This window comes from Anaerococcus tetradius, from assembly GCF_947087635.1.
GTDB lineage: Bacteria > Bacillota > Clostridia > Tissierellales > Peptoniphilaceae > Anaerococcus > Anaerococcus tetradius.
Map to the genome: position 1 here is coordinate 38,148 of NZ_CAMUDP010000006.1, position 23,701 is coordinate 61,848.

25 protein-coding genes are annotated in these 23,701 nt (G+C 35.6%); 21 read left to right on the forward strand and 4 right to left on the reverse strand.

Annotation, left to right across the window (positions count from 1 at the left end):
- Positions 1-6: 6 nt before the first annotated feature.
- From rpsI to P6936_RS03135, 5 genes are all read left to right on the forward strand, one after another.
- The gene (gene rpsI, locus P6936_RS03115; RefSeq protein WP_276880821.1) at positions 7-396 is read left to right on the forward strand and encodes a 30S ribosomal protein S9; all 390 of its coding nucleotides are present in this window, start codon (positions 7-9) and stop codon (positions 394-396) included.
- Positions 397-466: 70 nt separating this feature from the next.
- On the forward strand, positions 467-1,096 hold the full coding sequence (locus P6936_RS03120) for an epoxyqueuosine reductase QueH (RefSeq protein ID WP_004836989.1): 630 nt from the start codon (positions 467-469) through the stop codon (positions 1,094-1,096).
- Positions 1,097-1,175: 79 nt separating this feature from the next.
- Entirely contained in the window at positions 1,176-1,478 is a 303-nt protein-coding gene (locus tag P6936_RS03125) for a hypothetical protein (RefSeq protein WP_004836990.1), read from the forward strand.
- Entirely contained in the window at positions 1,478-1,990 is a 513-nt protein-coding gene (locus P6936_RS03130) for a ferritin (protein ID WP_276864747.1), read from the forward strand. The genes P6936_RS03125 and P6936_RS03130 overlap by 1 nt, the downstream gene beginning before the upstream one ends.
- 499 nt (positions 1,991-2,489) lie before the next feature.
- The gene (locus tag P6936_RS03135) at positions 2,490-2,756 is read left to right on the forward strand and encodes a hypothetical protein (protein WP_155811735.1); all 267 of its coding nucleotides are present in this window, start codon (positions 2,490-2,492) and stop codon (positions 2,754-2,756) included.
- 70 nt (positions 2,757-2,826) lie between these two features.
- On the opposite strand, the gene P6936_RS03140 is transcribed toward P6936_RS03135, so the two are convergent.
- Positions 2,827-3,630 (reverse strand): Cof-type HAD-IIB family hydrolase, encoded by an 804-nt coding sequence (locus P6936_RS03140; RefSeq protein WP_276880822.1) that lies wholly within the window; start codon positions 3,628-3,630, stop codon positions 2,827-2,829.
- Positions 3,631-3,637: 7 nt separating this feature from the next.
- Positions 3,638-3,871, reverse strand: coding sequence for a glutaredoxin family protein (locus P6936_RS03145; RefSeq protein ID WP_060929168.1), 234 nt, complete (start codon positions 3,869-3,871; stop codon positions 3,638-3,640).
- 113 nt (positions 3,872-3,984) lie between these two features.
- On the opposite strand from P6936_RS03145, the gene srtB reads away from it, so the two are divergent.
- From srtB to P6936_RS03180, 7 genes are all read left to right on the forward strand, one after another.
- On the forward strand, positions 3,985-4,764 hold the full coding sequence (gene srtB / locus P6936_RS03150) for a class B sortase (RefSeq protein WP_276880823.1): 780 nt from the start codon (positions 3,985-3,987) through the stop codon (positions 4,762-4,764).
- The gene (locus P6936_RS03155) at positions 4,764-5,672 is read left to right on the forward strand and encodes a DNA-3-methyladenine glycosylase family protein (protein ID WP_276880824.1); all 909 of its coding nucleotides are present in this window, start codon (positions 4,764-4,766) and stop codon (positions 5,670-5,672) included. Before srtB ends, P6936_RS03155 begins: the two co-directional genes overlap by 1 nt.
- 221 nt (positions 5,673-5,893) lie before the next feature.
- Positions 5,894-6,892 (forward strand): LacI family DNA-binding transcriptional regulator, encoded by a 999-nt coding sequence (locus P6936_RS03160; RefSeq protein WP_276880825.1) that lies wholly within the window; start codon positions 5,894-5,896, stop codon positions 6,890-6,892.
- 16 nt (positions 6,893-6,908) lie between these two features.
- Complete coding sequence (locus P6936_RS03165; RefSeq protein ID WP_040349499.1) at positions 6,909-7,934, forward strand: TRAP transporter substrate-binding protein; 1,026 nt, start codon at positions 6,909-6,911, stop codon at positions 7,932-7,934.
- A 1-nt stretch (position 7,935) separates the two neighbouring features.
- Positions 7,936-8,487 (forward strand): TRAP transporter small permease, encoded by a 552-nt coding sequence (locus P6936_RS03170; protein WP_276880826.1) that lies wholly within the window; start codon positions 7,936-7,938, stop codon positions 8,485-8,487.
- Positions 8,484-9,785, forward strand: a complete 1,302-nt coding sequence (locus P6936_RS03175) for a TRAP transporter large permease (RefSeq protein WP_276880827.1) — start codon at positions 8,484-8,486, stop codon at positions 9,783-9,785. The genes P6936_RS03170 and P6936_RS03175 overlap by 4 nt, the downstream gene beginning before the upstream one ends.
- A 36-nt stretch (positions 9,786-9,821) precedes the next feature.
- Positions 9,822-10,817: a sugar kinase gene (locus P6936_RS03180; protein ID WP_276880828.1), complete on the forward strand. Its 996-nt coding sequence runs from the start codon at positions 9,822-9,824 to the stop codon at positions 10,815-10,817.
- An 83-nt stretch (positions 10,818-10,900) separates the two neighbouring features.
- Here the strand turns inward: P6936_RS03180 and P6936_RS03185 are convergent, their stop codons facing one another.
- The gene (locus P6936_RS03185; RefSeq protein ID WP_276880829.1) at positions 10,901-11,467 is read right to left on the reverse strand and encodes a DUF3783 domain-containing protein; all 567 of its coding nucleotides are present in this window, start codon (positions 11,465-11,467) and stop codon (positions 10,901-10,903) included.
- A gap of 115 nt (positions 11,468-11,582) precedes the next feature.
- Between P6936_RS03185 and P6936_RS03190 the strand changes: the two genes are divergently transcribed.
- The 4 genes from P6936_RS03190 (at position 11,583) to P6936_RS03205 (ending at position 16,367) form a co-directional block, all read left to right on the forward strand.
- Positions 11,583-12,074: a hypothetical protein gene (locus P6936_RS03190; protein WP_276880830.1), complete on the forward strand. Its 492-nt coding sequence runs from the start codon at positions 11,583-11,585 to the stop codon at positions 12,072-12,074.
- A 116-nt stretch (positions 12,075-12,190) separates the two neighbouring features.
- On the forward strand, positions 12,191-12,913 hold the full coding sequence (locus tag P6936_RS03195; RefSeq protein ID WP_276880831.1) for an ABC transporter ATP-binding protein: 723 nt from the start codon (positions 12,191-12,193) through the stop codon (positions 12,911-12,913).
- Complete coding sequence (locus tag P6936_RS03200; protein ID WP_276880832.1) at positions 12,906-14,573, forward strand: hypothetical protein; 1,668 nt, start codon at positions 12,906-12,908, stop codon at positions 14,571-14,573. Before P6936_RS03195 ends, P6936_RS03200 begins: the two co-directional genes overlap by 8 nt.
- Positions 14,574-14,669: 96 nt before the next feature.
- Positions 14,670-16,367, forward strand: a complete 1,698-nt coding sequence (locus tag P6936_RS03205; protein WP_276880833.1) for a M3 family oligoendopeptidase — start codon at positions 14,670-14,672, stop codon at positions 16,365-16,367.
- Positions 16,368-16,434: 67 nt separating this feature from the next.
- Here P6936_RS03205 and P6936_RS03210 read toward each other — a convergent pair whose 3' ends face one another.
- Entirely contained in the window at positions 16,435-17,049 is a 615-nt protein-coding gene (locus tag P6936_RS03210; RefSeq protein ID WP_276880834.1) for a thiamine diphosphokinase, read from the reverse strand.
- A gap of 114 nt (positions 17,050-17,163) precedes the next feature.
- Here P6936_RS03210 and P6936_RS03215 point away from each other — a divergent pair, with 114 nt between their 5' ends.
- From P6936_RS03215 to P6936_RS03235, 5 genes are read left to right on the forward strand one after another with little or no spacing between them, the layout of a single operon-like run.
- The gene (locus P6936_RS03215) at positions 17,164-18,372 is read left to right on the forward strand and encodes an AI-2E family transporter (protein WP_060929157.1); all 1,209 of its coding nucleotides are present in this window, start codon (positions 17,164-17,166) and stop codon (positions 18,370-18,372) included.
- On the forward strand, positions 18,359-18,967 hold the full coding sequence (locus P6936_RS03220) for a hypothetical protein (protein WP_276880835.1): 609 nt from the start codon (positions 18,359-18,361) through the stop codon (positions 18,965-18,967). Before P6936_RS03215 ends, P6936_RS03220 begins: the two co-directional genes overlap by 14 nt.
- Positions 18,967-20,490 (forward strand): 4-alpha-glucanotransferase, encoded by a 1,524-nt coding sequence (gene malQ / locus P6936_RS03225; protein ID WP_276880836.1) that lies wholly within the window; start codon positions 18,967-18,969, stop codon positions 20,488-20,490. Before P6936_RS03220 ends, malQ begins: the two co-directional genes overlap by 1 nt.
- Positions 20,468-22,852, forward strand: coding sequence for a glycogen/starch/alpha-glucan phosphorylase (locus P6936_RS03230; protein ID WP_276880837.1), 2,385 nt, complete (start codon positions 20,468-20,470; stop codon positions 22,850-22,852). Before malQ ends, P6936_RS03230 begins: the two co-directional genes overlap by 23 nt.
- Before the next feature lie 2 nt (positions 22,853-22,854).
- Entirely contained in the window at positions 22,855-23,646 is a 792-nt protein-coding gene (locus P6936_RS03235; protein WP_060929156.1) for a ZIP family metal transporter, read from the forward strand.
- The last annotated feature ends 55 nt before the right edge of the window (positions 23,647-23,701 follow it).

The window sequence follows — 23,701 nt, forward strand, 5'->3', positions numbered from 1 at the left end:
GCTTAGATGGCAGAAATTATTCAATCAACAGGAAGAAGAAAAACATCTGTAGCTAGATGTACTATGGTTTCTGGTAGCGGAAATATCCTAGTAAACGGAAGAGACCTAGACGAATACTTCAACTATGAAACATTAAAAGTAATAGCAAGATCACCACTTGCTTTAACAGAAAACTTAAACAACTACGACATTAAACTAAACGTTAATGGCGGAGGATATACAGGTCAAGCTGGAGCAATAAGACATGCAATCGCAAGAGCACTTCTAGTTGCTAACCCTGACTATAGACAAGCCCTAAAAAGAGCAGGTTTCCTAACAAGAGATTCTCGTAGAAAAGAAAGAAAGAAACCAGGTCTCAAGAAGGCAAGAAAATCATCTCAATTCTCAAAGAGATAATTACGACAAACAACCGCAGGATTTTTCTTGCGGTTTTTTATTTATTCTAAAAAATAAAGGAAGGAAGCTTATGCAGAAGATAAATTATGATCTCAAGATGGAAGAGATTATCAAGGAAAATAGGAAAAATGGCAAAAAGCCAAGCCTGTTGATACAGGTTTGTTGTGCACCTTGCTCAACTGCTGTACTAGAAAGAATCTATGATGACTTTAAGATTGATTTATTTTACTACAATCCTATGATTTATCCGGCAAGTGAACTTACAAAGAGGGTTGAGACCCTAGAAAAGCTAAAAGAAGAACTAAAGATAAGTTCCAAAATCATATTTCCTGCCAATGATATAAATGATTTCCATGAAATCGCAAAAATCAGAAAGGATGACCACGAGGGAGGCAAGGCTTGCTATCTTTGCTATAAGCTAAGGCTAGAAGAGGCTTGCAAGTATGCCTTGGCCCATGGCTATGAATATTTTTCTACAACTCTTTCTATATCTCCCTACAAAAATAGTCAGTGGCTTAACGAAATAGGAGGAAATTTGGAGGAAGTCTATGGGGTGAAATACCTATATTCTGATTTCAAGAAGAAAAATGGTTACAAGAAATCTATTGATTTATCCAAGGATTACGGTCTTTATAGGCAAGATTATTGTGGCTGTATCTTCTCTTTTAAGGAGATGGAAGAAAAACATAGGCAGGGATAGTAATTTTTCTTCTGATAAATTTTTGTTAATAGAAGTTTGCTTTTTTGATAATTGGGTAATATTCTAATAGGAGAGGATTATGAAAGATTTATTGCTTATCAAAAAAATACAAGCTAAAGACGAATCTAGGGACTTTGTTCCCGTAACTTTTGATTTGGATGAAAGTTTCGAGAAGTCTCTTGCCGTGGGTATTTTTGATGAATTAAATAAGAAAAACATAATAAAAACTAATAGATTTACTATTAGGGAGCATTCTTTTACTATTGAAATCCTCCCTATCTCAATCACAAGGGTAATTGAAGAAATTATCAAAAGAGGTTTGTACATATATGGAGTCTATACTCTATATGATAACTATTTAGAAGAAGGAGAATTAAAATAATGGATAGAAAAATTTTAGACCTAATCAATGAACAAATGAACTTTGAGTTTGAATCAGCTTATATCTACAAGGCTATGGCTGCCTATACTGATGATTTGGACCTCGAAGGCTTTACAATTTGGATGGACCAACAAGTATCTGAGGAATTAATCCATGGAGAAGGAATGAAGAATTTCCTTCAATCAGTTGGCTACAAACCAGTATATAAGGCTATTCCAGAACCAAGAGCTGACTATGCTTCTGTTTTAGATGTTATGAAAGCTGCCCTTGAACATGAAAAGGAAGTTTCTAGAAGAATAAATAACATAGCTAAAGAAGCTAATGGAGTTGATGAAAGGGTTAGAAGTTTTATCCAATGGTATATTGATGAGCAAGTAGAAGAAGAAGAAACCTTCAATAAAATAGTTACAAGACTAGAAAGAGTTGGAGATGATTGGCATTCAATTTATATCCTAGATACTGAATTAGGAAAAAGACCAGCACCAACAAATACTCCAGCTAATGCTCAATAGCTTACGATAGAAATAAAAAATAAGAATATTTTCGCCCAAATTAAGGAAGAAGGAGCTTATGTTGAAAAGTTTGCTTTTTAAGATGAGCCTATGTTTTTCGATAAGAAAAAACTATCTTTGGGCGATTCTTTGTAAATTAGGGGCGGCATACATGTGTGCGCTCCTATTTTTTTGATGATAATTTGTTAAGGAGCTTCCTAACTATGGTTTTGGAAGGAAGATAGAAATTATAGGGAAAGAATATGTAGGCTCTTTTACCCTATGGACAGATTTTTAAGACCCTTATATTTGCATATAAGCAAGCTACGATGGCAAGTCTTTTTTGGATGATAAGCTAAGTCCCTGCTATTTAGGAAAAAATCAAAGCTTCATCCAAGAAATTAAAATCATAATAAGGAACCTTGAGATTTAAAAAAATTAAGTTAAGATAATAAAGTTTACTTGCGGAAATATTAAGAATATGTATAATAGAATTAAGAATATATAAAAGGAGTTACTTATGATGACAATAGCAGCACTAATACTATTTCTAGTCTTCGGCGGAGGAATGATAAAGTTTATATTTAAGTTAGGCTTTGGGATAATAGGCATAGTCCTTTCTGTAATATTTTTGCCAGTAATAATTATCCTAGCTGTCATCGCCTTGCCTTTAGCAATTATTGGAGGCTTAGTCGGTCTTGTCCTAAAACTCTTGCCTGTTATATTAATTGGAGGCTTGGGATATTTTGGATACAACTATTACAAAGAAAATTACCAAACTTGGTAAAAAGGCTTAGCTTTGTCTAAGTCTTTTTTAGTTAAGAAAAAAGAGCGAGAATCGAGTGATTCTCAGCTCTTTACTTATTTAAAATAAATTTTTCGATTGCTTCGCCAACTGCGCCTTCTTCGTTAGTCGCTTGGGCAACGTAGCTAGCAGATTCCTTGACTTGGAGGTGGGCGTTAGCTACAGCTACTGACCTGCCTGCTTCTTCTAGCATAGCTACGTCGTTGTAATTATCTCCAATAGTAAGAACATCATCAAGGCTTATAGCATAATACTCACATACTTTCTTTAAGGCATTAGCCTTATTTACTCCTTTGGCGTTGATTTCCATAAACATGTCTGATGAATAGGCTATCTCAACATCGTAGTTGGTAAGATAGGCTATGTCGATTTCAAGACCTTGCAGATAGTTCATATCCTTGTTTTTTAGGATTGCCTTTAGGATAAGCTTATCTTTGAGAAAGTCAATATTATTATCCCCAAGGGGGGTAATTTGAGTTTCCGCATAGGAGTCGCTATCAAGGTTAAGTCCGTACTTGTTATCAATGGTATAGATATAGCAAGTTTGATTATTGGCATAGGCATAGTCGAGAATGGTCTTTGCATAATCGTATTTAAGGCCTTGGGAATAAACAACCTCACCTGTCTTTATATTCATAATTACTGCTCCATTACAACAAATAATGAAACGATTATCCCTCACTAGACCAGCCTTCTTAGGTATATCAAACAGTTCATAAGTTCCACGACCTGTTGCAAGCATAACTATCACGCCCATCTCTTGGGCCTTTTTTATGGCATCCACATTTCTTTGTGGAACATTTTTGTCGTGATCAACAAGAGTTTCATCAATATCTGATGCTACTAATTTAATCATAGTTTGCCTATTTATTTTCCTTCAGAAACTTGATTATATCTTCTGATTCGTAGAGATAAACTCCATCGTGGTAGAGGCATGGTACTTGTCTTTTGCCTCCTTTATCAATCAATTCAAGCATGGCATCTCTATTTTCATTTATATCAACAATTTCTAATTCTATATTTTCTTCTTTCATAAAATTTTCTACTTTTTTGCAATAAGGACATACAGTTCCTACAAATAATTTATAGTCTTTCATAAATTTCACCTCTTTTTTTAAAAACTTTCATAAAATCTCCAATATGGTATATTATACTTATTATAAGATAATTTTAAAGCTTGTAATTTTTAAGCTTAAATAAAGGTGGTTACATGAAAAACAAAATTTTATCTTTTATAAGATTTATTCTTGTAGTGGTTATCTTAGTGTGTTTAGTTATACTAGGAAGAAGGGGCTATGATTATTGGACAAACATTAAAAATAATAAGCATATAGCAGGTCTTATAGAAGAAAGTGAAAAGCAAGCAGGAGATGACAAAGATAAGGATGCTAATCTAGATCCAGAAGCTAAGTTTAAGAAACTTGAAAAACAAAATCTTTATCTACTAAAGAAGTTCAAGAAAGAAAATAAGGATGTTGTAGCTGTTATAGAAATTCCGGGAACAGCTATCAAATATCCAGTACTTCATGCAGATGACAATCAATTTTACCTAAGAAAGGGTCTTAATAAGCAATACGACATAGCAGGATCTATCTTTATGGATACAAACAATTCGCCAGACCTAAGTGATGATAACACTGTAATTTATGGTCACCATTTGGAGCTAGAGTCAATGTTTACTCCTCTTGATCAGTACAGAAAGCAAGAATTCGCCGAAAAACATAGGACTTTGTATGTTACAACCGAAGAAGGCCTAAGAGAGTATCAAATATTTTCTGCCTATGGTATCCCTTCTGATTATGATTATAGGACCTTGGAATTTATGTATGATGCAGACAAAGTACCATACTTTAAGAAATTGAAAGATAACTCAGAAGTAAAACTTGAAACTAGGGATTTCACAGAAGATGACTCAATCATAACCCTATCAACTTGCCAATACGACTACTACGATCAAAGGCTAGCAGTGCATGCAGTTAGGATAAGATAGTGGATAGATACCAAGAAGAAAATAGAAGAGAAATAATGATCACAGAAGATGAAAGAGGGCTTATTCTTAGGGAAAGCTCCTTTGACCCAACCCACATTTTCGAATGTGGTCAATGCTTTAACTTCTACATAGAAGATGACGGATCCTACACAGCAGTCTTTATGGGAAAAATCATTAATGTCTTAAAGCTAGAAGATGGCCTAAGTCTTATTAGAAATGTAAGTCTTTGTGACTTTTATGATATCTTTTATGATTACTTTGACCTAGGGACTGACTATGAAAAAATCAAGGAGAAAGTCGCCATTGATCCAATCATGCAAAAGGCTACAGCCTATGGTGGGGGAATAAGGATTCTCAACCAAGAGCTTTTTGAAACAACCATATCCTTCATAATTTCTGCCAACAATCAAATTCCAAGAATAAAAAAGGCGGTTAGGATTCTTTCTGAAAGATATGGAAAATATATTGGCGACTACAATAATAGGAGCTACTATTCTTTTCCAAGGCCAGAAGATCTTATGAATGTCGATCCAGATGAACTAAGAGAATATGCTAGGGTTGGCTTTAGGGATAAGAGAATAGTTCAAGCAAGCAAGATGATTTATGAAGGTCATTTGGATTTTTCTAATGATAAAAACTTAGCCAGTGATAAACTTCAAAAGAAATTAATAGACCTACCAGGCATAGGTCCTAAAGTTGCCGATTGTATCATGCTCTTTGCCTATCATAAGAGGGAAACCTTCCCGGTGGATGTGTGGATAAAAAGAGTTATGGAAACCCTATTCATAAAAAAAGAAGTTCCAAAAAAACTAGTCGATGATTATGCAAGAAAATACTTCGGAGACTTGGCAGGCTATGCTCAACAATACCTCTTTTATTATGGAAGAGAAGAAAAAATTGGAAAATAATAAGCTCCTCCTAGGGCTTGGGTCTTAGGAGGAATTTCTAAATTTAAGAAAAATATGGTTGACAAATCATGCAATATGTGATATTTTATTAGTACAAATGTAAGCGGTTGCAAGAAAAACTTACAGATATATTTTTAGAAAAAGATGGAAATTACTTAGAAGAAAATTTTTTCTATAAGATATAGGAAAGGGTTTTATTAACTGGCCGTTAAGGAGGATTTATGGATATATATGATATCGCCAAGGCTTCTGGTTATTCAACGGCCACGGTTTCTCGTGTTATAAATAAACAAAATAATGTCAGCAAGAAGGCTAAGGATAGGATTGAAAAAGTAATCAAGGAAAATGGCTATACGCCAAATAGGATTGCAAGATCTCTTGCCAAGAAATCCAGCCAGCTAATTGGGATTATGGTTCCGGATATAAGGAAATTTTTCGAGTCTCAGTCAGCTTATGAGTTAGAAAAGATACTTGAAGCATCTGGATTTTCTACAATCTTGTGTGTTACTACCGATGATATTAGAAAGAAGAAATCCTATTTGGACCTACTTATAGAAAATCAAGTAGAGGCTATTATTGGAGTAGGTTCAACCTATGAGCAAGATGAGTTCTACAAGAGCCTAGTAGAAGTTAGTAAAGATATTCCTATGGCAATGTTAAATGTAAGCCCTACCATAAATAGTGATAGGATTGTAAATGTATATATAGATGAGATTAATGCTATGGATCAGGCTGTGAGTCTTTTTAAGAAAAAAGGCTACAAGAAGCCCCTTTATGTTTCTTTAGACAGGGGCTTTCATACTAGATCCTACATTGCGAAGAAGGCTGGTTTTATTGAAGCTTTATACAAATATTATGACGAGGTAAACTTTGTTGAGTATAAGATAAAAAGTGTAGAAGTTTGTGATATCAATCCTCTTATAGATTTTATTGAAGAGAACGATTTTGATTCTATACAATTTGAGCTTGATAGCCTAGCTGTTGTTTTCTACAAGCATTATGTAAATGCAGGAAACAAGGTTCCAGAAGATTTGGCTATTATAGGTTTTGATAATATTGACGCTACTGAATATACCAATCAAAGGATAAGTACGATTGATCAGAGGATTAGAAGGCAGGTGGAACTTGCTTTGGACAATCTTTTTAAACTTATGAAGGGAGAGGAAAGTGAAAATGACTTGATGATAAAAGCAGAACTTGTTGAAAAAGAGACTATATGATATGAAAGGAGAGATTATGAAAATTAGATTTAAGACAATAGTGATGGCTGTTATTGTTGCTCTTATCTTAACATCTTGTGGATCTGGCAAAAAAGATCAAGACAAGATTATAATAAGAGTCGGCCACAACCAATCTCAAAACCATCCAACCCATTTGGGTCTTTTGGCTTTTGAGAAATATGTAGAAAGTAAACTTGGAGATAAGTATGACGTGCAAGTCTATCCATCAGAGCTTTTGGGTTCACAAATAGACATGGTTCAACTTACTCAAACCGGAGCAATCAATATATGTGTTGCATCCAATGCTATTCTTGAGAGTTTCAATGATGTATGGGAAATATTCAACTTACCATACTTATTCGCATCAAGTGAAGCCTACCACCATGTTATGGATGATCCTGAAATCGTTCGTCCTATCTTTGAATCAACTAGAGAAGGAGGCTTCGAGGGAGTAGCCTGGCTTGATGCTGGATCTAGGTCTTTTTATACAAAGAATAAACCAATCAATTCACCAGCTGACCTAAAGGGATTAAAGATTAGAGTCCAACAATCACCTACCAATGTTAGAATGATGGACTTGTTAGGTTCTTCTGCTTCTCCTATGGGCTTTGGTGAGGTTTATACAGCCCTTCAATCAGGCATAATTGATGGAGCTGAAAATAACGAGATGGCTCTAACTGATAATGGCCATGGTGAAGTTTGTAAGTATTATTCTTATGATATGCACCAAATGGTTCCAGATATTGTTATAGCTAACTACCAATGGCTAGAAAGTTTACCAAAAGAAGACAGAAAGGTCTTCGATGAGGGCTTTAAGATTTTAAATCAAGTCCAAAGAAAAGAATGGAATACAGCAGTAGAAAATGCGAAAAAGAAGGCTAGTGAACAGTTAGGAGTAGAGTTTATCTATCCAGACCAAAAGCCATTCGTAGATGCTGTAGCTCCACTAACTAAGGAAGCCTTGGAGAAAAATAAAAAACTAGCTCCTTACTATGATGCTATCCAAAAATATAACAAAGAATTCCCAGCTAAGGAGGGCTGATATGAGAAAAGTTTTAGATAATATATTAAAGTTTTTGACAGGTATTAGCCTTTTAGTTATGTTTATCCTAGTAGTTTGGCAAGTATTCACCAGATATATCCTAAACACCCCATCTACTTGGTCAGAAGAGCTAGTTGCCTATCTTTTCGCTTGGTCTACTCTTTTTGGAGCAAGCCTTGTAGTTAGCGAAAAGGGACATATGAACATACCTGTTATAGCAGAAAGAAGTAATCCAAAGATTCAAAAAGTCCTTGCGATTTTCTCAGAGCTAATGATACTTATCTTCTCCCTAGCAGTTCTTACCATAGGAGGAGTAATTATCACCAAGCTTGCCCTAAATCAAACCACATCTTCACTAAAGATTGCTGTAGGTTATTTCTATATCCCTCTACCAATTACAGGACTTATCAACATAATCTACACTCTATTAAATATATCTGATATCCTAAAAGGCAAAGTAACTTTTGCTAAGGCCAAATCAACAGAAGAGATTGCTTCAAACATGGCAAATGATACAGAAGAAGTAGCAAAATATGAAGGAGGAAATCTATGAGTGCAAATGCCCTAGCCATAATATTAATATCTTTAGTTATACTCTTGGCTACAGGAGTGCCAATAGCCTTCTCCATCGGTATAGCATCAATCATTACAATCATAACAACAGTACCAGCAAATGTAGCAACCCTAACAGCAGCCCAAAGAAGCTTTGTCGGCATGAGCTCCTTTACCCTAACTGCCATACCTTTCTTTATCCTGGCGGGTAATCTCATGAATGAGGGCGGTATAGCAAAAAGACTAGTCGACTTTGTAATGGCAATCCTAGGCAAGCTTCCAGGAGCTTTACTCGTAACAAATGTAGGAGCTAACGCTCTTTTCGGTGCTATATCAGGATCAGCTTCAGCAGCGGCAGCAGCAGTAGGATCTATGGTTAAAGCAGGAGAAGAAAAACAAGGCTATGACAAGGCAGTATCTGCATCTACTAACGGTGCATCTGCTCCAGCAGGTCTATTAATACCACCATCAAACGCCCTAATTACTTATTCCCTAGTATCAGGCGGAACCTCAGTAGCAGCCCTATTTTTGGGAGGCTACATACCTGGACTTATCTGGTCAATAGTGTGCATTATAGTTGCAATAGCAATAGCAAAGAAAAAAGGCTACAAGGCAAACGAAGGAAAGTTTTCCTTTGCAGTTCTAGGAAAAGCAACCCTAAGAGCTCTTCCATCCCTAGGTTTAATAGTAGTAGTAATAGGAGGAATCGTTGCAGGAATCTTCACAGCGACAGAAGGATCTGCCATATCAGTTCTTTACTCCCTAATCCTTGGCTTTATCTACAAAAACTTAAACCCACAAAAGGTATGGACTATAGTTGTAGAATCAGCTAAGATGAGTGCCATAGTAGTTTTCCTAATTGGTCTATCAAACATCCTTTCTTGGGTAATGGCCTTTACTGGAATCCCACAAATGGTAGGAGAAGCCCTCCTAAAGGTATCTGATAATAAATATGTGATTTTCCTAATCATGAACATAATCCTTCTAATATCAGGAACCTTCATGGATGTAACACCAGCTATCCTAATCTTTACTCCACTATTTTTGCCAATAGCTACACAATTTGGTATGCATCCAGTTCAATTCGGTCTAATGATAGTTTATAACCTATGTATAGGAAACATTACACCACCAGTTGGTAACACCCTATTCGTAGCCATCAAGGTTGGAGATACTAGCCTATCTAAGGTTATGCCATATATGTTAAAGTTCTATATTGCAATACTTATAGGACTCTTACTAGTAACCTATTTACCAATGACATCTCTAATCCTCCCAATAAAGGCTGGATTAATATAAGAAAAATTAGTTTGGGGAAATTTTAAAGGAGAGAATATGAATCGTAAAATTGTAACTTTGGGAGAGCTTACTTTGAGACTTTCACCATTTGATTTTGAGAGATTTGTCCAAACTGACAAATTTGAAGTAATATTTGGTGGGGCTGAGGCTAATGTAGCCATAGCCCTCGCCAATCTTGGCGATGATGTTAGATACATAACAAAACTTGTAGAAAACGAAATGGGTCAAGCCGCCCTAAACAATATAAGTAGGTTCGGAATAGATACCGATTACATAGTTAGGGGAGGAGAAAGGCTTGGGATCTATTATGCAGAAAAAGGAGTCGGCCTTAGATCGCCAAAGGTAATATACGATAGGAAAAGCTCCTCCATGGCAAAGGCAAAAATAGAAGAATTTGACTGGGATGGAGTTTTTAAGGATGTAGGTCTATATTTTACAACTGGCATAACAGCAGCCATATCAAAAGAAGGTAGGGACCTTGTCCAATATTCCATAAAAGAGGCAAAAAAAAGAGGTCTAGTGGTTGTCTTTGACCTAAATTATAGGGCGAGTCTTTGGTCTCTAGATGAGGCTTGCGAATTTTATGATAAAGTCCTACCAATGGTAGACATCCTAATAGGAGTTTTGCCTACAAGACATGAATGTTTTAAGGGGGACTTCAACCATGAATGTCTAAGCCAAATGCTTAAAGAAATTCACGACAAATATCATATTAAATACACAATATCATCAATCAGAAACTCTTTTTCAGCATCTATAAATTCCCTTTCAGCTGGCATGTACAATGGCAGGGAATACCTAAAAAGTCAGACCTATAAGTTTGATATTGTAGATAGGATAGGGGGAGGAGATGCCTTTGCAGCAGGGCTAATCCATGCCTATGTCAATGGCTACGACATCCACGATGCCCTAGACTTTGCCATAGCCCTATCAGCGCTAAAACATTCCATAATCGGTGACTACGCTCTCTTTACAGAAAAACAGGTAGGAAGGCTAGTAAGTGGTGATAAACATATGCTATCCTTCTCATGATGTTGATAAATTAAAAGAGTTTAAAATCTTAAAGGATAAAATTTATTAAAAATTTCCACAAAAAAAGCCCGACTAGGGCTTTTTTACATATTTTCGTTTTCAACTCTCAAAGTTTCATCTAGGAGGCTTAGGTAGTATTTTTTGGCCACTTCTATATCAAAAATTGACGAATCGTTAAAATAATCTGCTATTTCATCTATGAGATTTTTGATTTTTTCATCTTCTCCATATTTATCTTTGAGCTTTTCTGCTTTTTCTATTAATTGGTTGATTTTGTGGATTAAACCCATGGTCTTTGCTTCCTTGTCATTTTCTTTAAGGAGTTGTCTAAGGGTCCACTTTACGTTATTTTCTGTGATGCCGGCCTTGTGTTGAACATTTGCTTGGTTTTCTCTTAGATTATCTATGAGATTGAAAAGTTCTTCGTTTCCAAAACCGTTAAATAGGATGAAGTCGAAGTCCAGTATTTCATCATCACTTACTTCAAGTTTTTCGCTATCGTAGCCTTCAAAGCCCAAAAGGTGACCGATTGTGTAATCAAGATGGTCTTTTCCAACTTCTATTATTTTAATGCCATTTTCATTAGCGATTTTCTTAAATATATCGTATTTTTCCATATCTATTGGATTATAATATAATATTTCTGCCATATTTACCTCTCTTTACTTATACATTATAAATATACTAATATGAAAGGAATAAGACAAACTTTATATTTTACTTATTGTGGGTATAAATAAATTAAGAACTTGTACGGAGGCAAAGATGACAGACTTCAAAGACAAACTAAATGAACTTTACAAAAAACAAGTAGAAGTTGATAATTTTATTAAAGAAGCTAGGGCCTTATTAGTAAGCCTTAAAGTCCATGCCATAAAAGTTGGCAAAAATGCAGATTTTACTGCTAGTAGATTTCTAAGGGGAAACTTCTTAGGTAATGTCCTTAGGTCTAATAAAAATAACAATGTAAATAAAAATATAGCTAGGGTTCATGATGAGCTTTTGTTCTTCCAAAAAAAACTCTTGGTTTTTGATGAAAAGCTTGCAAAAAGTATCCATCTCCCTAGTTTAACAAGCGACTATTATCCAGTAGGAGGCAAGCTTTCTGATATAGGCTTTAGGATGAAGCTAAGATTAAAGGAAGAAGACATAAGAAAGACCCAAAGGTCAATGGAAAAGATTTTAAGAAGGCTAGTAGTAGAAAGAAAGAAAATTGCCTACGATATAAAAAAAATCAAAGAGAACAAAGACTTATAGATTATTGGACTGGATAGAAAATATAAACTCCATGGCTTAGATTCTAATATTTTCTAGCAGTCCCTTTTTATTAAAAAATTTATTTTAGATTAATATAGATATAGAAGGGAGCTTATATGATTAAAGTAACAAATTTCACAAAGATTTATTCAAATGGCAAGAAGGCTGTTGATGATATTTCTTTTACTGTAAATGATGGCGAAATTTTTGGATTTTTGGGACCGAATGGGGCTGGTAAGTCAACGACAATCAAGTCCATAGTAGGCATAAATTCCAAATCATCTGGAGAAATTAGCATAAATGATTTAAGGCTTGAAGATGACGATAAGGCCTACAAGAGCGAGTTTTCCTATATTCCAGACAATCCTGACCTTTTCGAAAACTATTCTGGCTATGAATACATAAATTTTATTGCAGATATCTATGGCATAGATACGGATACTAGGAGAAAAAGACTTGACTACTACTTAGGATATTTTGACCTAAAAGATGCAATGGATGAGCAAATTTCAAATTATTCACATGGTATGGCCCAAAGGCTTGCCCTAATTGGTGCATTGATCAATGACCCTAATGTGATAATTCTAGATGAACCTATGGTAGGCCTTGATGCCAAGTCCGCCTACAATCTCAAACAAATCCTAAGACAAAGGGCAGCAGATGGCAAAATCGTCTTCTTCTCAACTCACGTCATGGAAATAGCCCAAGAGCTTTGCGATAGGCTTGCTATAATCAATAAGGGAAAAATTATAGCAGTTGGAACTTTTGATGAAATAAAAGAGACTTCTAATAAAACAGGAAGCCTTGAGGAAATCTTCTTGGAGCTTACTGATGAATAACATAAAAACAATAATCAAATACGCTTTCAAGGAACAGTTTTTTCCGTATTTTCCATCTAAAAGGCCTCAAGGTCTTCCCAAAAATTACCTCCTAAGGCTCATATCCATCCTCTGGTCATTTCTTTTCTTAGGATTTATGTATTATATAGTAATGGGAGCAGCCCTAGCTATATTTATAGAGATTGGTAAAGAAGATATGTATTTTACGATCTTTGGTATGCTCACAAATACGATAGTAATATTTATATATGGGATAAAAATGTATGGTGATTTCTTTAATGAGAAATCTATAGAAAACTATGTCCCTATGCCAATTGGCCAAGGAGAACTCTTTTTAGGAAAGATAATCGGGGCAGTCTTGTCATTTTTCGACTTTTTCCTATTTTTCCTCTTGGGTCTAGTCCTATATTTTTCACAAAAAGCTATGGATGTAGGAACGCTGATTTTAGGAATCATTAATTTCTTTCCTATGATTGCAATTCCCTATAGCATACTTGCCATTATCCTTCTTAGCATAAAAAGATTTACTAATGTAAATAGATACAAGAAAGTATTCAAAAATCTAGGATATCTAGTGATGTTTGCGGTAATTGGAACTATCTATTATTTCTCCTTCCAACAAAATAAGGGAGGATCTAATGATAATTTTGATAGATTAGCAAATGGCCTAGTAAATACTTTCGGCAAAAACTCTGGCGTATCTAATATTTTCTTTAATGCCAAACTATTCGGCCTATCTCTTACAGGAAGTCTTTTTCAAAGGCTTATAGCAAGTCTGAGTCTTCTTGGCCTTGCCCTAGGCTTACTCTTTATAGCTTATAAGCTTGCCGATAAAAATTACTATAAGGCAGTTTTTGATAGGGCCATCACAAGTGAAGGGGCTAAGAAAATTAAGAAAACAAAAAAATCAAAGAGAGTTTCTATCAAAAAATCGAGCCAAGTTAAGGCTCTAGTCAAAAGGGATTTGAGGATCCTAACAAGCAATTTCATGTTTGTCTATACGCCTATGATTATGGCCCTAGTCTTTAGCATGATGGCAATAGGACAAAAAAATACCATAATAAATGATTTTGGAAAAGAGCTTGAGATAAATCCTCAAGCGAGTGTTTATGTCTTTGCCATAGCCCTAGCGATAGGACTAATTATTTGGATAAATGGCAATCTTACAAGCTCTTGCCTATCAAGAGAAGGCAAGGGATTTTATCTAATCCAAAGCCTACCTATAGATGCCAAAAGTCATCTTAGGGCAAGATTAATATCTGCCATGCTTGTATCAAGTCTTATCAATCTAATAATAAGTCTAGTAGTAGGAATTACCTTAAAACTAGGACTTGTAAATATTCTTATGATAATGATAGGTTTAAGCTTATCAGCCCTAGCATCTAATATAGTAGGCCTTCTTATGTCGACTGTAGGAATTAACACCAGCTGGAAAAATCCAAAAGAACTCGCCCAAGGAGGAATAAGGGCAATAATCTATTACATCATAAGCATGGTCTTTGTAATAATTCTTGTTGGAGTTTTCATTTTGCTGATGAATATAACAAAAGGAAATCTACTAATAAGTCTAATAGTCCCAATGCTTATACTTGTAATCCTAACACTAATCTTTTATATAATTGCCCTAGGGCGATACGAAAATGGTTTTATGGATGTATGATAGCTACTAATAAGCCCAAGTGATTTATGCTTGGGCTTAACTTATCTTATATAATTTAGGGTGTATAATAAACTTATTAGAATTTAAGGAGCTTATATGAAATTTAATGAAATAGTATATAAAAGACCTGATTTTGATGGTCTTATTAATGAAATATCCGGATATTTGGATGAGCTAGAGACAGCAAGAAGTGAGGAAGACTTCTTTGCAAGTCATAAGAAAATTAACGATAGTTTTCTTTTAGTTGAAGAACTTTATAATATAGTAAGTATTAGAAATTCAATTAACACCAAGGACGAATTTTATGATAAAGAACTTGAGTGTTTCCATGAAAATATGCCACGCTTTGACGAATTAAGACATAGACTTGGTTCAATTAGACTAACAAGTGTTTATAGAAAAAGTTTTGAAGAAAAATTTGGCAAGACTATAACAATGAGAGATGAGCTTCAAAGGGATATTTTCGATCCAGCTATCATGGAAGATAGGGTAGAAGAATCAAAGCTAGTAAACGAATACTACAAGTTAACTGGCGGAGCAGAAATCAATTTTAGGGGAGAAGTCAAAAACATCTCAAGCCTTTTAGCCATTAGTCAAGATAAGGACAGGGCTACAAGGAAGGAAGCCTTCGAAGCCCTCAATGCTTGGTTTTTTGCTAATCTTGAAAAACTTGATAGCATTTATGATCAACTAGTCAAGATTAGAACAAGAATTGCCAAGAAACTCGGTTTCAAAACCTACACAGCTGTAGCCTACAAGCAGATGGGAAGGCTTGACTGGGACAGCCAAGATGCTAAAAAATATAGGGAGCAAATAGCAAAATATATAGTTCCACTTAGCCAAAAAATCTATGCCGACCAAGCAAAGAGGATAGGAATTGAGAATATGAAATACTATGACCTTCCCCTAAGTTTTCTTTCTGGTAATCCAAAACCAGTAGGAGATGAGAAAGTTCTAGTAAAAGAAGCTCTAGAAATGTATAAGGACCTATCCAAAGAAACAGGAGAGTTTTTTACGGCCATGATAGACATGGGAATGATGGATCTAACCACCAAAGATGGCAAGGCTCCAGGTGGCTACATGACTAGCCTTCCTATAACAAAGATGCCTTTCATCTTCTCAAACTTTAACGGAACCAGTGGAGATGTCGATGTCCTAACTCACGAAGCAGGCCACGCCTTCCAAGGATATCTTACCAGAAATATGTATCCAGCAGAAAACAACGACCTAGCCATGGAAATAGCCGAAACACACTCTATGAGCATGGAATTTTTTACCCATCCATGGATGGAAAAATTCTTCGGAAGAGATACTGAAAAATACTACTATGATCACATAGCAGCTGCCATCAAATTCATTCCTTATGGGGCAAGCATAGATGAGTTCCAAGAATTTGTCTACGAAAATCCAACAGCAACTCCTGAAGAAAGAAGAGCAAAATACAGGCAAATAGAGAAAAAATACCTTCCACACCTAGACTATGACGGAAACGAATACTTGGAAAATGGAGGCAGATGGCAAAGACAACTTCATGTTTACACAGATCCCTTCTACTACATCGACTACACTATAGCCCAAATAAACGCCTTCCAATACTTTATAAAAGATATGGAAAATCACGATAAGGCATGGGAATCATATATAAACTTATGTAAAATTAGCGCAAGCCTTCCAAGCAAGGAAGTCCTAAAAGAAGTAGGCCTATCAAGCCCCTTCCAAGAAGGCACCATAGAAGAAATAATCCCTAAACTAACAAAATATCTAGACAGCCTGGATAAGGAAAAAATAAAATAAAAAGCAAAAGCTGATGGTGGAATAATTTATCCAGCCCATCAGCTTTATTTTTTTTCAAGAAACCCACCTAGCAAGACTTATCTTCAAATATTACTACAACAGCACCTTCTTCTACTGAGATTTGGAAGTTTTCCTTCTTTGTTTCGTTGGATACTCCAAGGGCGTCATCTATCGGCATAGGATAGTCTTCTAGTTCGTAGAAGAGACCTTTTAGGCTTAGTCTCGTCTTATCACATAGGGAAAAGATTGAAACGTAAAAGTCCTTGTCTTTATATTCATAAGAAAATTTAGAGTCGACTATAAAGACTTCTTTTTTTTGGGATTTTAATTTGATAGTTAAGCCTTCTTTTTTGTAATGATACATACTTCTAATATTGGCAAGGGTATGGCTTTCCCTACCGCCAAGTCCACCATAGATTACTATATTTGTATAGCCTTTTTTTCTTGCAAACTCTATTGCAGCTACTGTATCAGTGTAATCCTTGATGGGGTTTAGGCTTATTACTCTGCTAAGATCAGGTTTAGTTGATGAGTCAAAATCTCCTATTATATAGTCGACTTCTATATTTTCTTTTTCTATTAGTTTATATCCCCTGTCTGCTGCTATTATCAAGTCGCCTTTTTCTTTCTTATCGAAGAAGCCATCGTAGCTTCCTCCTCCTATAATGTAGCAAGTTTTCATTTTTCACCTCTCCTCTAAGTTTATTATAAAATGTTCTTTTGAGCAATTTTTTATATTTGACGAAAAACTTTTTTTATGTGGTAAAATATACTTGTAAAGTAGGAAGGAGTTAGTATGGGAAAACTTGACAAGAAATCCGAGGATTTATTAAGAGTAATATGTTATGGAATTATCCTATTTTTTGCTTTTTGGTATTTCCCTGTTATCAAGAAGTTATTGGTTCAAGTTGTTGGTGTGATGGAGCCTTTTATTATAGGTGGGATGATTGCTTATGTGGTTAGTATCCCTATGAATTTCTTTGAAAGGAAATTAGAAGAATACTTTCCTAATGAAAAATACAAGAAAAAATTCGCAGGATTTTCTTTGGGTATTTCATGGATACTTATTATTTGTGCTTTAATCTTGTTTTTAAATATCCTTATACCAAGAATCATAACGGTCATATTTTCGTTTTTTAATAGATGGCCGGAATTTATTAGAGAAACCTACGATACCTTAAACAATCACAGCTTAACTAGACCTTATGCAGATAAGTTCTATGACTATGTCAACTCCTTTGGCTGGTATGAAGTTAGAAATGCTGTTATGAACTTTATTTCCGGAAAGAAAACTGACCTTTTTAGTTTTACAACAGGTATTCTAAACTCGGTCGGCTCATCCATCTTTACTATCTTTACGATTATTGTCTTTTCTATTTTTGTCCTAGTTTATAAGAATATGTTAAAGACAAATGGAACAAGGATTATGTATGCTATCCTAAGTGAAAAGAAGGCAGACTATCTAAATAAGGTATTTTCTCTATCCTATAACACCTTCAAGGATTATATCTTCTCAAGGTTGATAGCTGTTGTTACCCTATCAGGTCTAACTTTCTTGGGAATGTTTATAATGAAAATACCTAATGCTGGAATTATTTCGCTTTTCGTTGGGGTATCCGACCTAATCCCTATCTTTGGTCCTATTACAGGAGCAGGTCTATCTGCTGTTATTATATTTCTGGAAAGTCCAATCAAGGCCTTGATATTCGTAATTTATGATGTAATTATCCAACAAATCCAAGAAAATATAATCTATCCAGCAATAGCTGGTGAAAAGATAGGACTTCCAGCAGTTTGGGTGCTTGCCTCTATTACAATTGGTGGATCGCTTTTTGGCATTTGGGGTATGCTTATAGGTATTCCTGTAGCTTCAGTAATCTATACACTCTTTCATGAGTTTATTGACAATAAGCTAAAGGAGAAAAATATTTCTGATGAGATGATAGAAATAAAAAAGAACAAGCAATATACAATAGAGGATATAGATACTCATGAAGTTGACTAGATCAGAATTTGGAAAATTTGTGCCAGTCGTAGACGCTAACTCAATGTATTATGGCGGTTTTCAAAACTCTCTAGAAAAAAAGGGGGTTGGGAAGTTTTACAGGGATCGTTCATGTGTAGTTACAGCCATGACTAATGTCTACTTCTATCTCTTTCATAAGGAGAAAATCTTAGACATAGACCTTTACAACGAATATCATTACTATTTTTATAGGAGGCTTAGGCCCCAGGTAAATGGGATAGCCACAGTAAAATCCCTAGATAGGAGACTTAATAGGGTTAGGGATGATATGGCTATTAAACTTTCATCAAAGACCTTGACTGAAACTTTAATAAACAGAAGACCCCTAGCTAGGAAGATTGACTTCATAGAAGAGGCTCTAGCTAATGATAGTCCGCCCATAATCATAAACTGGTTATCAAAAGATATAGAAGTAATGCGTCATCATGGTGTGTGTATCACTGAGCTTAATAGGCTAGGCGATAAGCATGAAGTAGTTGTATCCAGTTGGGGAAGAATTTATAGATTTTTCCTAGAGGACTTCCAAAAACAAGCAAGAACTTATAGTGGTTTAATTTATTTTAAGGAGAGATAATGCAAAAACAAGCAAGACTCAGCAGAGGAAATGGAGTTATCCTACCAATTTTCTCCATTCCTTCTAATTATGGTATAGGAACTTTCGGCAAAAAAGCCTACCAAGCAGTCGATTTTATAGCCGATTCAGCCATTAAGTATTGGCAAATCTTACCCCTAGGGCAAACTTCCTATGGTGATAGCCCCTACCAATCATTCTCATCTTTTGCTGGCAACCCTTACTTTATCGACTTGGATATGCTAATAGAAGATGGACTTTTGGAAAAAGAGGAGCTAGAAAATCTTAATTTTGGAGATAATAAAAGGTATGTCGACTATGGCATCCAATACAATCTACGCTACAGAATCTTGGAGAAGGCCTATGATAAGGCAAAAGACCTAAAGACCACAGAAATTGAAGCATTTAGGAAAGAAGAAAGTGAATGGATTGAAGATTATGCTCTCTTTATGGCTATCAAAAGAGAGAAATTTGATGTAAGTTGGCTAGAATGGGATGATGAACTTAAAAATAGGGACAAGAAGGCTCTAGTGGAATTTAAGAAGAAAAACGAAGATACGATAGGCTTTTATGTTTTTATCCAATATGAATTTTTCAAACAATGGAAGAAGCTTAAAGAATATGCTAACAGGAAAAGAATTAAAATCATTGGAGATTTGCCTATCTATGTAGCTATGGATTCTTGCGATGCTTGGGTTAACTCTAACATTCTAAAACTTGATCCAGATACTAAAGAGCCTTTGATAGTTGGAGGTGCTCCACCAGATGCTTACTCAGAAGATGGTCAACTTTGGGGCAATCCTGTTTATGACTGGGAAAAAGTAGCTTCAAGCGATTATGATTTTTGGATAAAAAGGATAGGAGCTTGCCTAAGGCTTTACGATATTCTAAGGCTTGATCACTTTAGAGGTTTTGAAGCCTACTATGCTATACCAGCTACTGACGATAATGCTAGATATGGCAAGTGGGAAAAAGGAAAGCCTTATGAGCTATTTGATAAGATAATCAAAACATTCCCAGATGCCTTGTTTATAGCAGAAGACCTTGGATATATCACAAAAGAAGTAGATGATTTAAAGAATCACTACAACTTCCCTGGCATGAATGTAATCCAATTTGCCTTTGGAGAAAACTTCGACAGCAATTACCTACCTCACAACTATGTCAGAAACTCAGTTGTCTATTCTTCAACCCACGACTCCGATACCCTTCAAGGATTTTTGGATGTAGCTGATGAAGATTTGACAAAGTTAGTTGATAAGTATTTTGGCCTAGAAGATGGTGATGATAAGCTTTGGAAGATAAACAGAGCTCTTATGGCATCAGTTTCTGATATAGCAATGTTTGAAATACAAGACTTTTTGGGTTATGGTAATGATGCTAAGATTAATAGCCCTTCAACTCTCGGTAACAATTGGAAGTGGAGGAGCATTGATGAAGATTATGATGAAAAATTAGCGAAAAGAATAAAAGAAATGTCAAAAATTTATGGGAGATATGATAATGGACAAATTGAAAAAGAATAAGTTTATTGAAAACTACATCGAAAACTTGCAAAGAATTACCCTCAAATCTTTTGAGGATACATCAGATAAGGATAGATACGATGCCTTATGTGATTCTATCATGGAGCTAATCAACGAAGAGTGGAGAGATTGCAAGAGAAAAACTAGAAACCAAAGAAAGGCTTACTATTTTTCAGCAGAATTCTTAATAGGTAGGTCTTTAGGTAATAACCTAATCAACCTAGGTATCTATGATGAAGTAAAAGAACTTCTTGGCGAAATAGGCATAGACTTTGAAGCTATTGAAAACTACGAAGATGACGCAGCCCTAGGTAATGGTGGACTTGGAAGACTTGCGGCTTGCTTTATGGACTCTGCTGCAACCCAAGGTATTAACCTAGTAGGCTATGGAGTTAGATACAGAGAAGGAATCTTCAAACAAAAAATCGAAGAAGGCTTCCAAGTTGAACATGGTGATAGCTGGATTAAGGATGGAGATGGTTGGTCAATCAGAGTAGACTCCGATGCTAAAATCGTAAGATTTAGAGACCAACAAGTTAAGGCTGTTCCATTCGATATGCCAGTAGTTGGTTTCGAAAATGGTGTAGTAAATACCCTAAGACTATGGCAATCTGAGCCATTCGAAGAATTTGACTTTGCTAAGTTTAACAACTACGAATACGACGAGGCAGTAAGTGAGAAAAACCGTGCAGAAGATATAACAAGAGTATTATATCCTAATGATATGCAAAGAGCTGGTAAGGTTCTAAGACTTAAACAACAATACTTCTTCTGCTCAGCATCTATCCAAGATATGGTAGAAAAATACAAAAACGACTATCCAGAAGACCTCAAGTTTGAAAATTTCAGCAAGTACCATGTTATCCAACTTAACGATACCCACCCAATTATAGCTATACCTGAACTAATCAGAGTTCTAGTTGACGAAAATGGAATCTTCTTTGAAGATGCCCTAGCTATAACAAGAAAGGTCTTCGCCTTTACCAACCACACTGTCCTTCAAGAAGCTCTTGAAAGATGGGATAAGGACATCATGCTTGAAGTAAATCCAAGATGTCTTGAAATAATTGAAAAAATTAACGATATCTTAGTTGATGAATTTAAGGCTAAGGGATATTCAGACGATCAAATCGACCCATACAGAATTGATAGATTTGAACAAATTCACATGGCTAACCTCGCAATTTATGTAGGATTTTCAGTAAATGGTGTAGCTGCCCTTCATACAGAAATCCTAAAAGACGATACCTTCAATCACTGGTATAAGCTAAGACCAGAAATGTTTAACAACAAAACTAACGGTATCACTCCAAGAAGATGGCTAGTTTACTCAAATAGAGAACTATCAAGCTTCATCACAGGAAAACTTGGTACAGAAGATTGGAAATATCAACTAGACCTCCTTAAAGGCCTTGAAAAATACGCCGATGATGAAAAAGTCCTAGAAGAATTGTGGAATATCAAACAAACAAAGAAAAATGAACTTGCTAGATATATCCTAGAAAAAGAAGGAATTAAGATAGATCCAAAATCAATATTCGACATTCAAATCAAGAGAATCCACGAATACAAAAGACAACACCTTAACATCCTTCACATAATCTATCTCTACCACAAACTAAAGAAAAATCCAGACATGGAATTTACCCCAACAACCTTTATCTTTGGTGGTAAGGCTGCCCCAGGATACTTTAGAGCCAAGGGTATGATTAAACTTGCTAATGAAGTAGCAAGAGTTGTAAATGCTGATCCTGACGTAAACAAAAAGCTAAAGGTAATCTTTGTAGAAAACTACAGGGTAACTTATGCAGAAAAACTCTTCCCAGCAGCAGATATTTCTGAGCAAATTTCTACAGCAGGAAAAGAAGCATCTGGTACAGGAAATATGAAGTTCATGCTAAATGGTGCCCTAACTCTAGGTACTCTTGATGGAGCAAACATCGAAATCTTTGAGCATGCTGGAGAAGAAAACAACTACAGGTTTGGTGCGACAGTAGAAGAGCTAAACGAAATCATGGATACCTATAATCCAGTAGAATTCTACTCAAAAGACCCTGACATCAAAGACGTAGTAGACAGTCTAGTAAGTGGAGAATTTAAGGATAATGAATCATATATGTTCCTAGATATCTACAACGAACTAATCAAGCCACAAGAAGGTCAAAGAGGAGATACTTACTTCCTCCTAAAAGACTTCAAGGCTTATGCAAAGGCTCACGAGAAAGTAAATAGAGAATACAAGAATAAGATGGAATGGTCAAGAAAATGTCTAATCAACATTGCTAACGCAGGATTCTTCTCATCAGATAGAACTATCCTTGACTATGCAAATGACATTTGGAAAATCGATCAAAACAGATAAAAATGAATGCAGAAAGCATATTTGGAATATTGATACCATTTATAGGCACAAGTGCTGGAGCCGCTTGTGTCTATATAATGCGTGATCAATTAAATGAAAAAGTACAAAAAGGTCTGTCGGGTTTTGCAGCAGGAGTAATGGTTGCGGCAAGCGTTTGGTCACTCCTAATACCTGCCATGGATATGGTAGAGGCGATGAAAAGGATGGCTTGGATTCCAGCAAGTACTGGCTTCATAGTTGGAATAATCTTCCTACTATTCCTGGACTCAGTAATCCCTCACCAACATATAGACTCAGACTCACCAGAAGGTTTAAATAGCGAAAGTCTAAGAAAAACAACCATGATGGTCTTGGCAGTTGTGATACATAACATTCCAGAGGGAATGGCAGTGGGAGTATCCTTCGCAGGAGCACTTTATGGACATGGCACAGTAACTATGGCAGGTGCTATGGTCTTAGCCCTAGGCATTGCTATCCAAAACTTCCCGGAAGGAGCTATAATTTCCATGCCCCTAAAGGCAGTAGGAGTTAACAAGCACAAGGCCTTTGTTTATGGTGTCCTTTCAGGTGCAGTAGAGCCTATAGCTGCGGTAATTACAATCATTCTATCAGGAGTAATGATTCCAATTCTACCCTACCTCCTTAGCTTTGCAGCAGGAGCTATGTTTTATGTAGTAGTAGAAGAACTTATACCAGAAGCAACAGGAGAAGGAAAAGCCCACAGCAATGTTGGAACCCTTGGTTTTTCCGCAGGTTTTGTAGTGATGATGATTTTAGATGTAATGCTTGGATAGATGAATTATCCCTAAGAATATAATCATATCCCAAGGCTTAGATTAATTTTTAAGC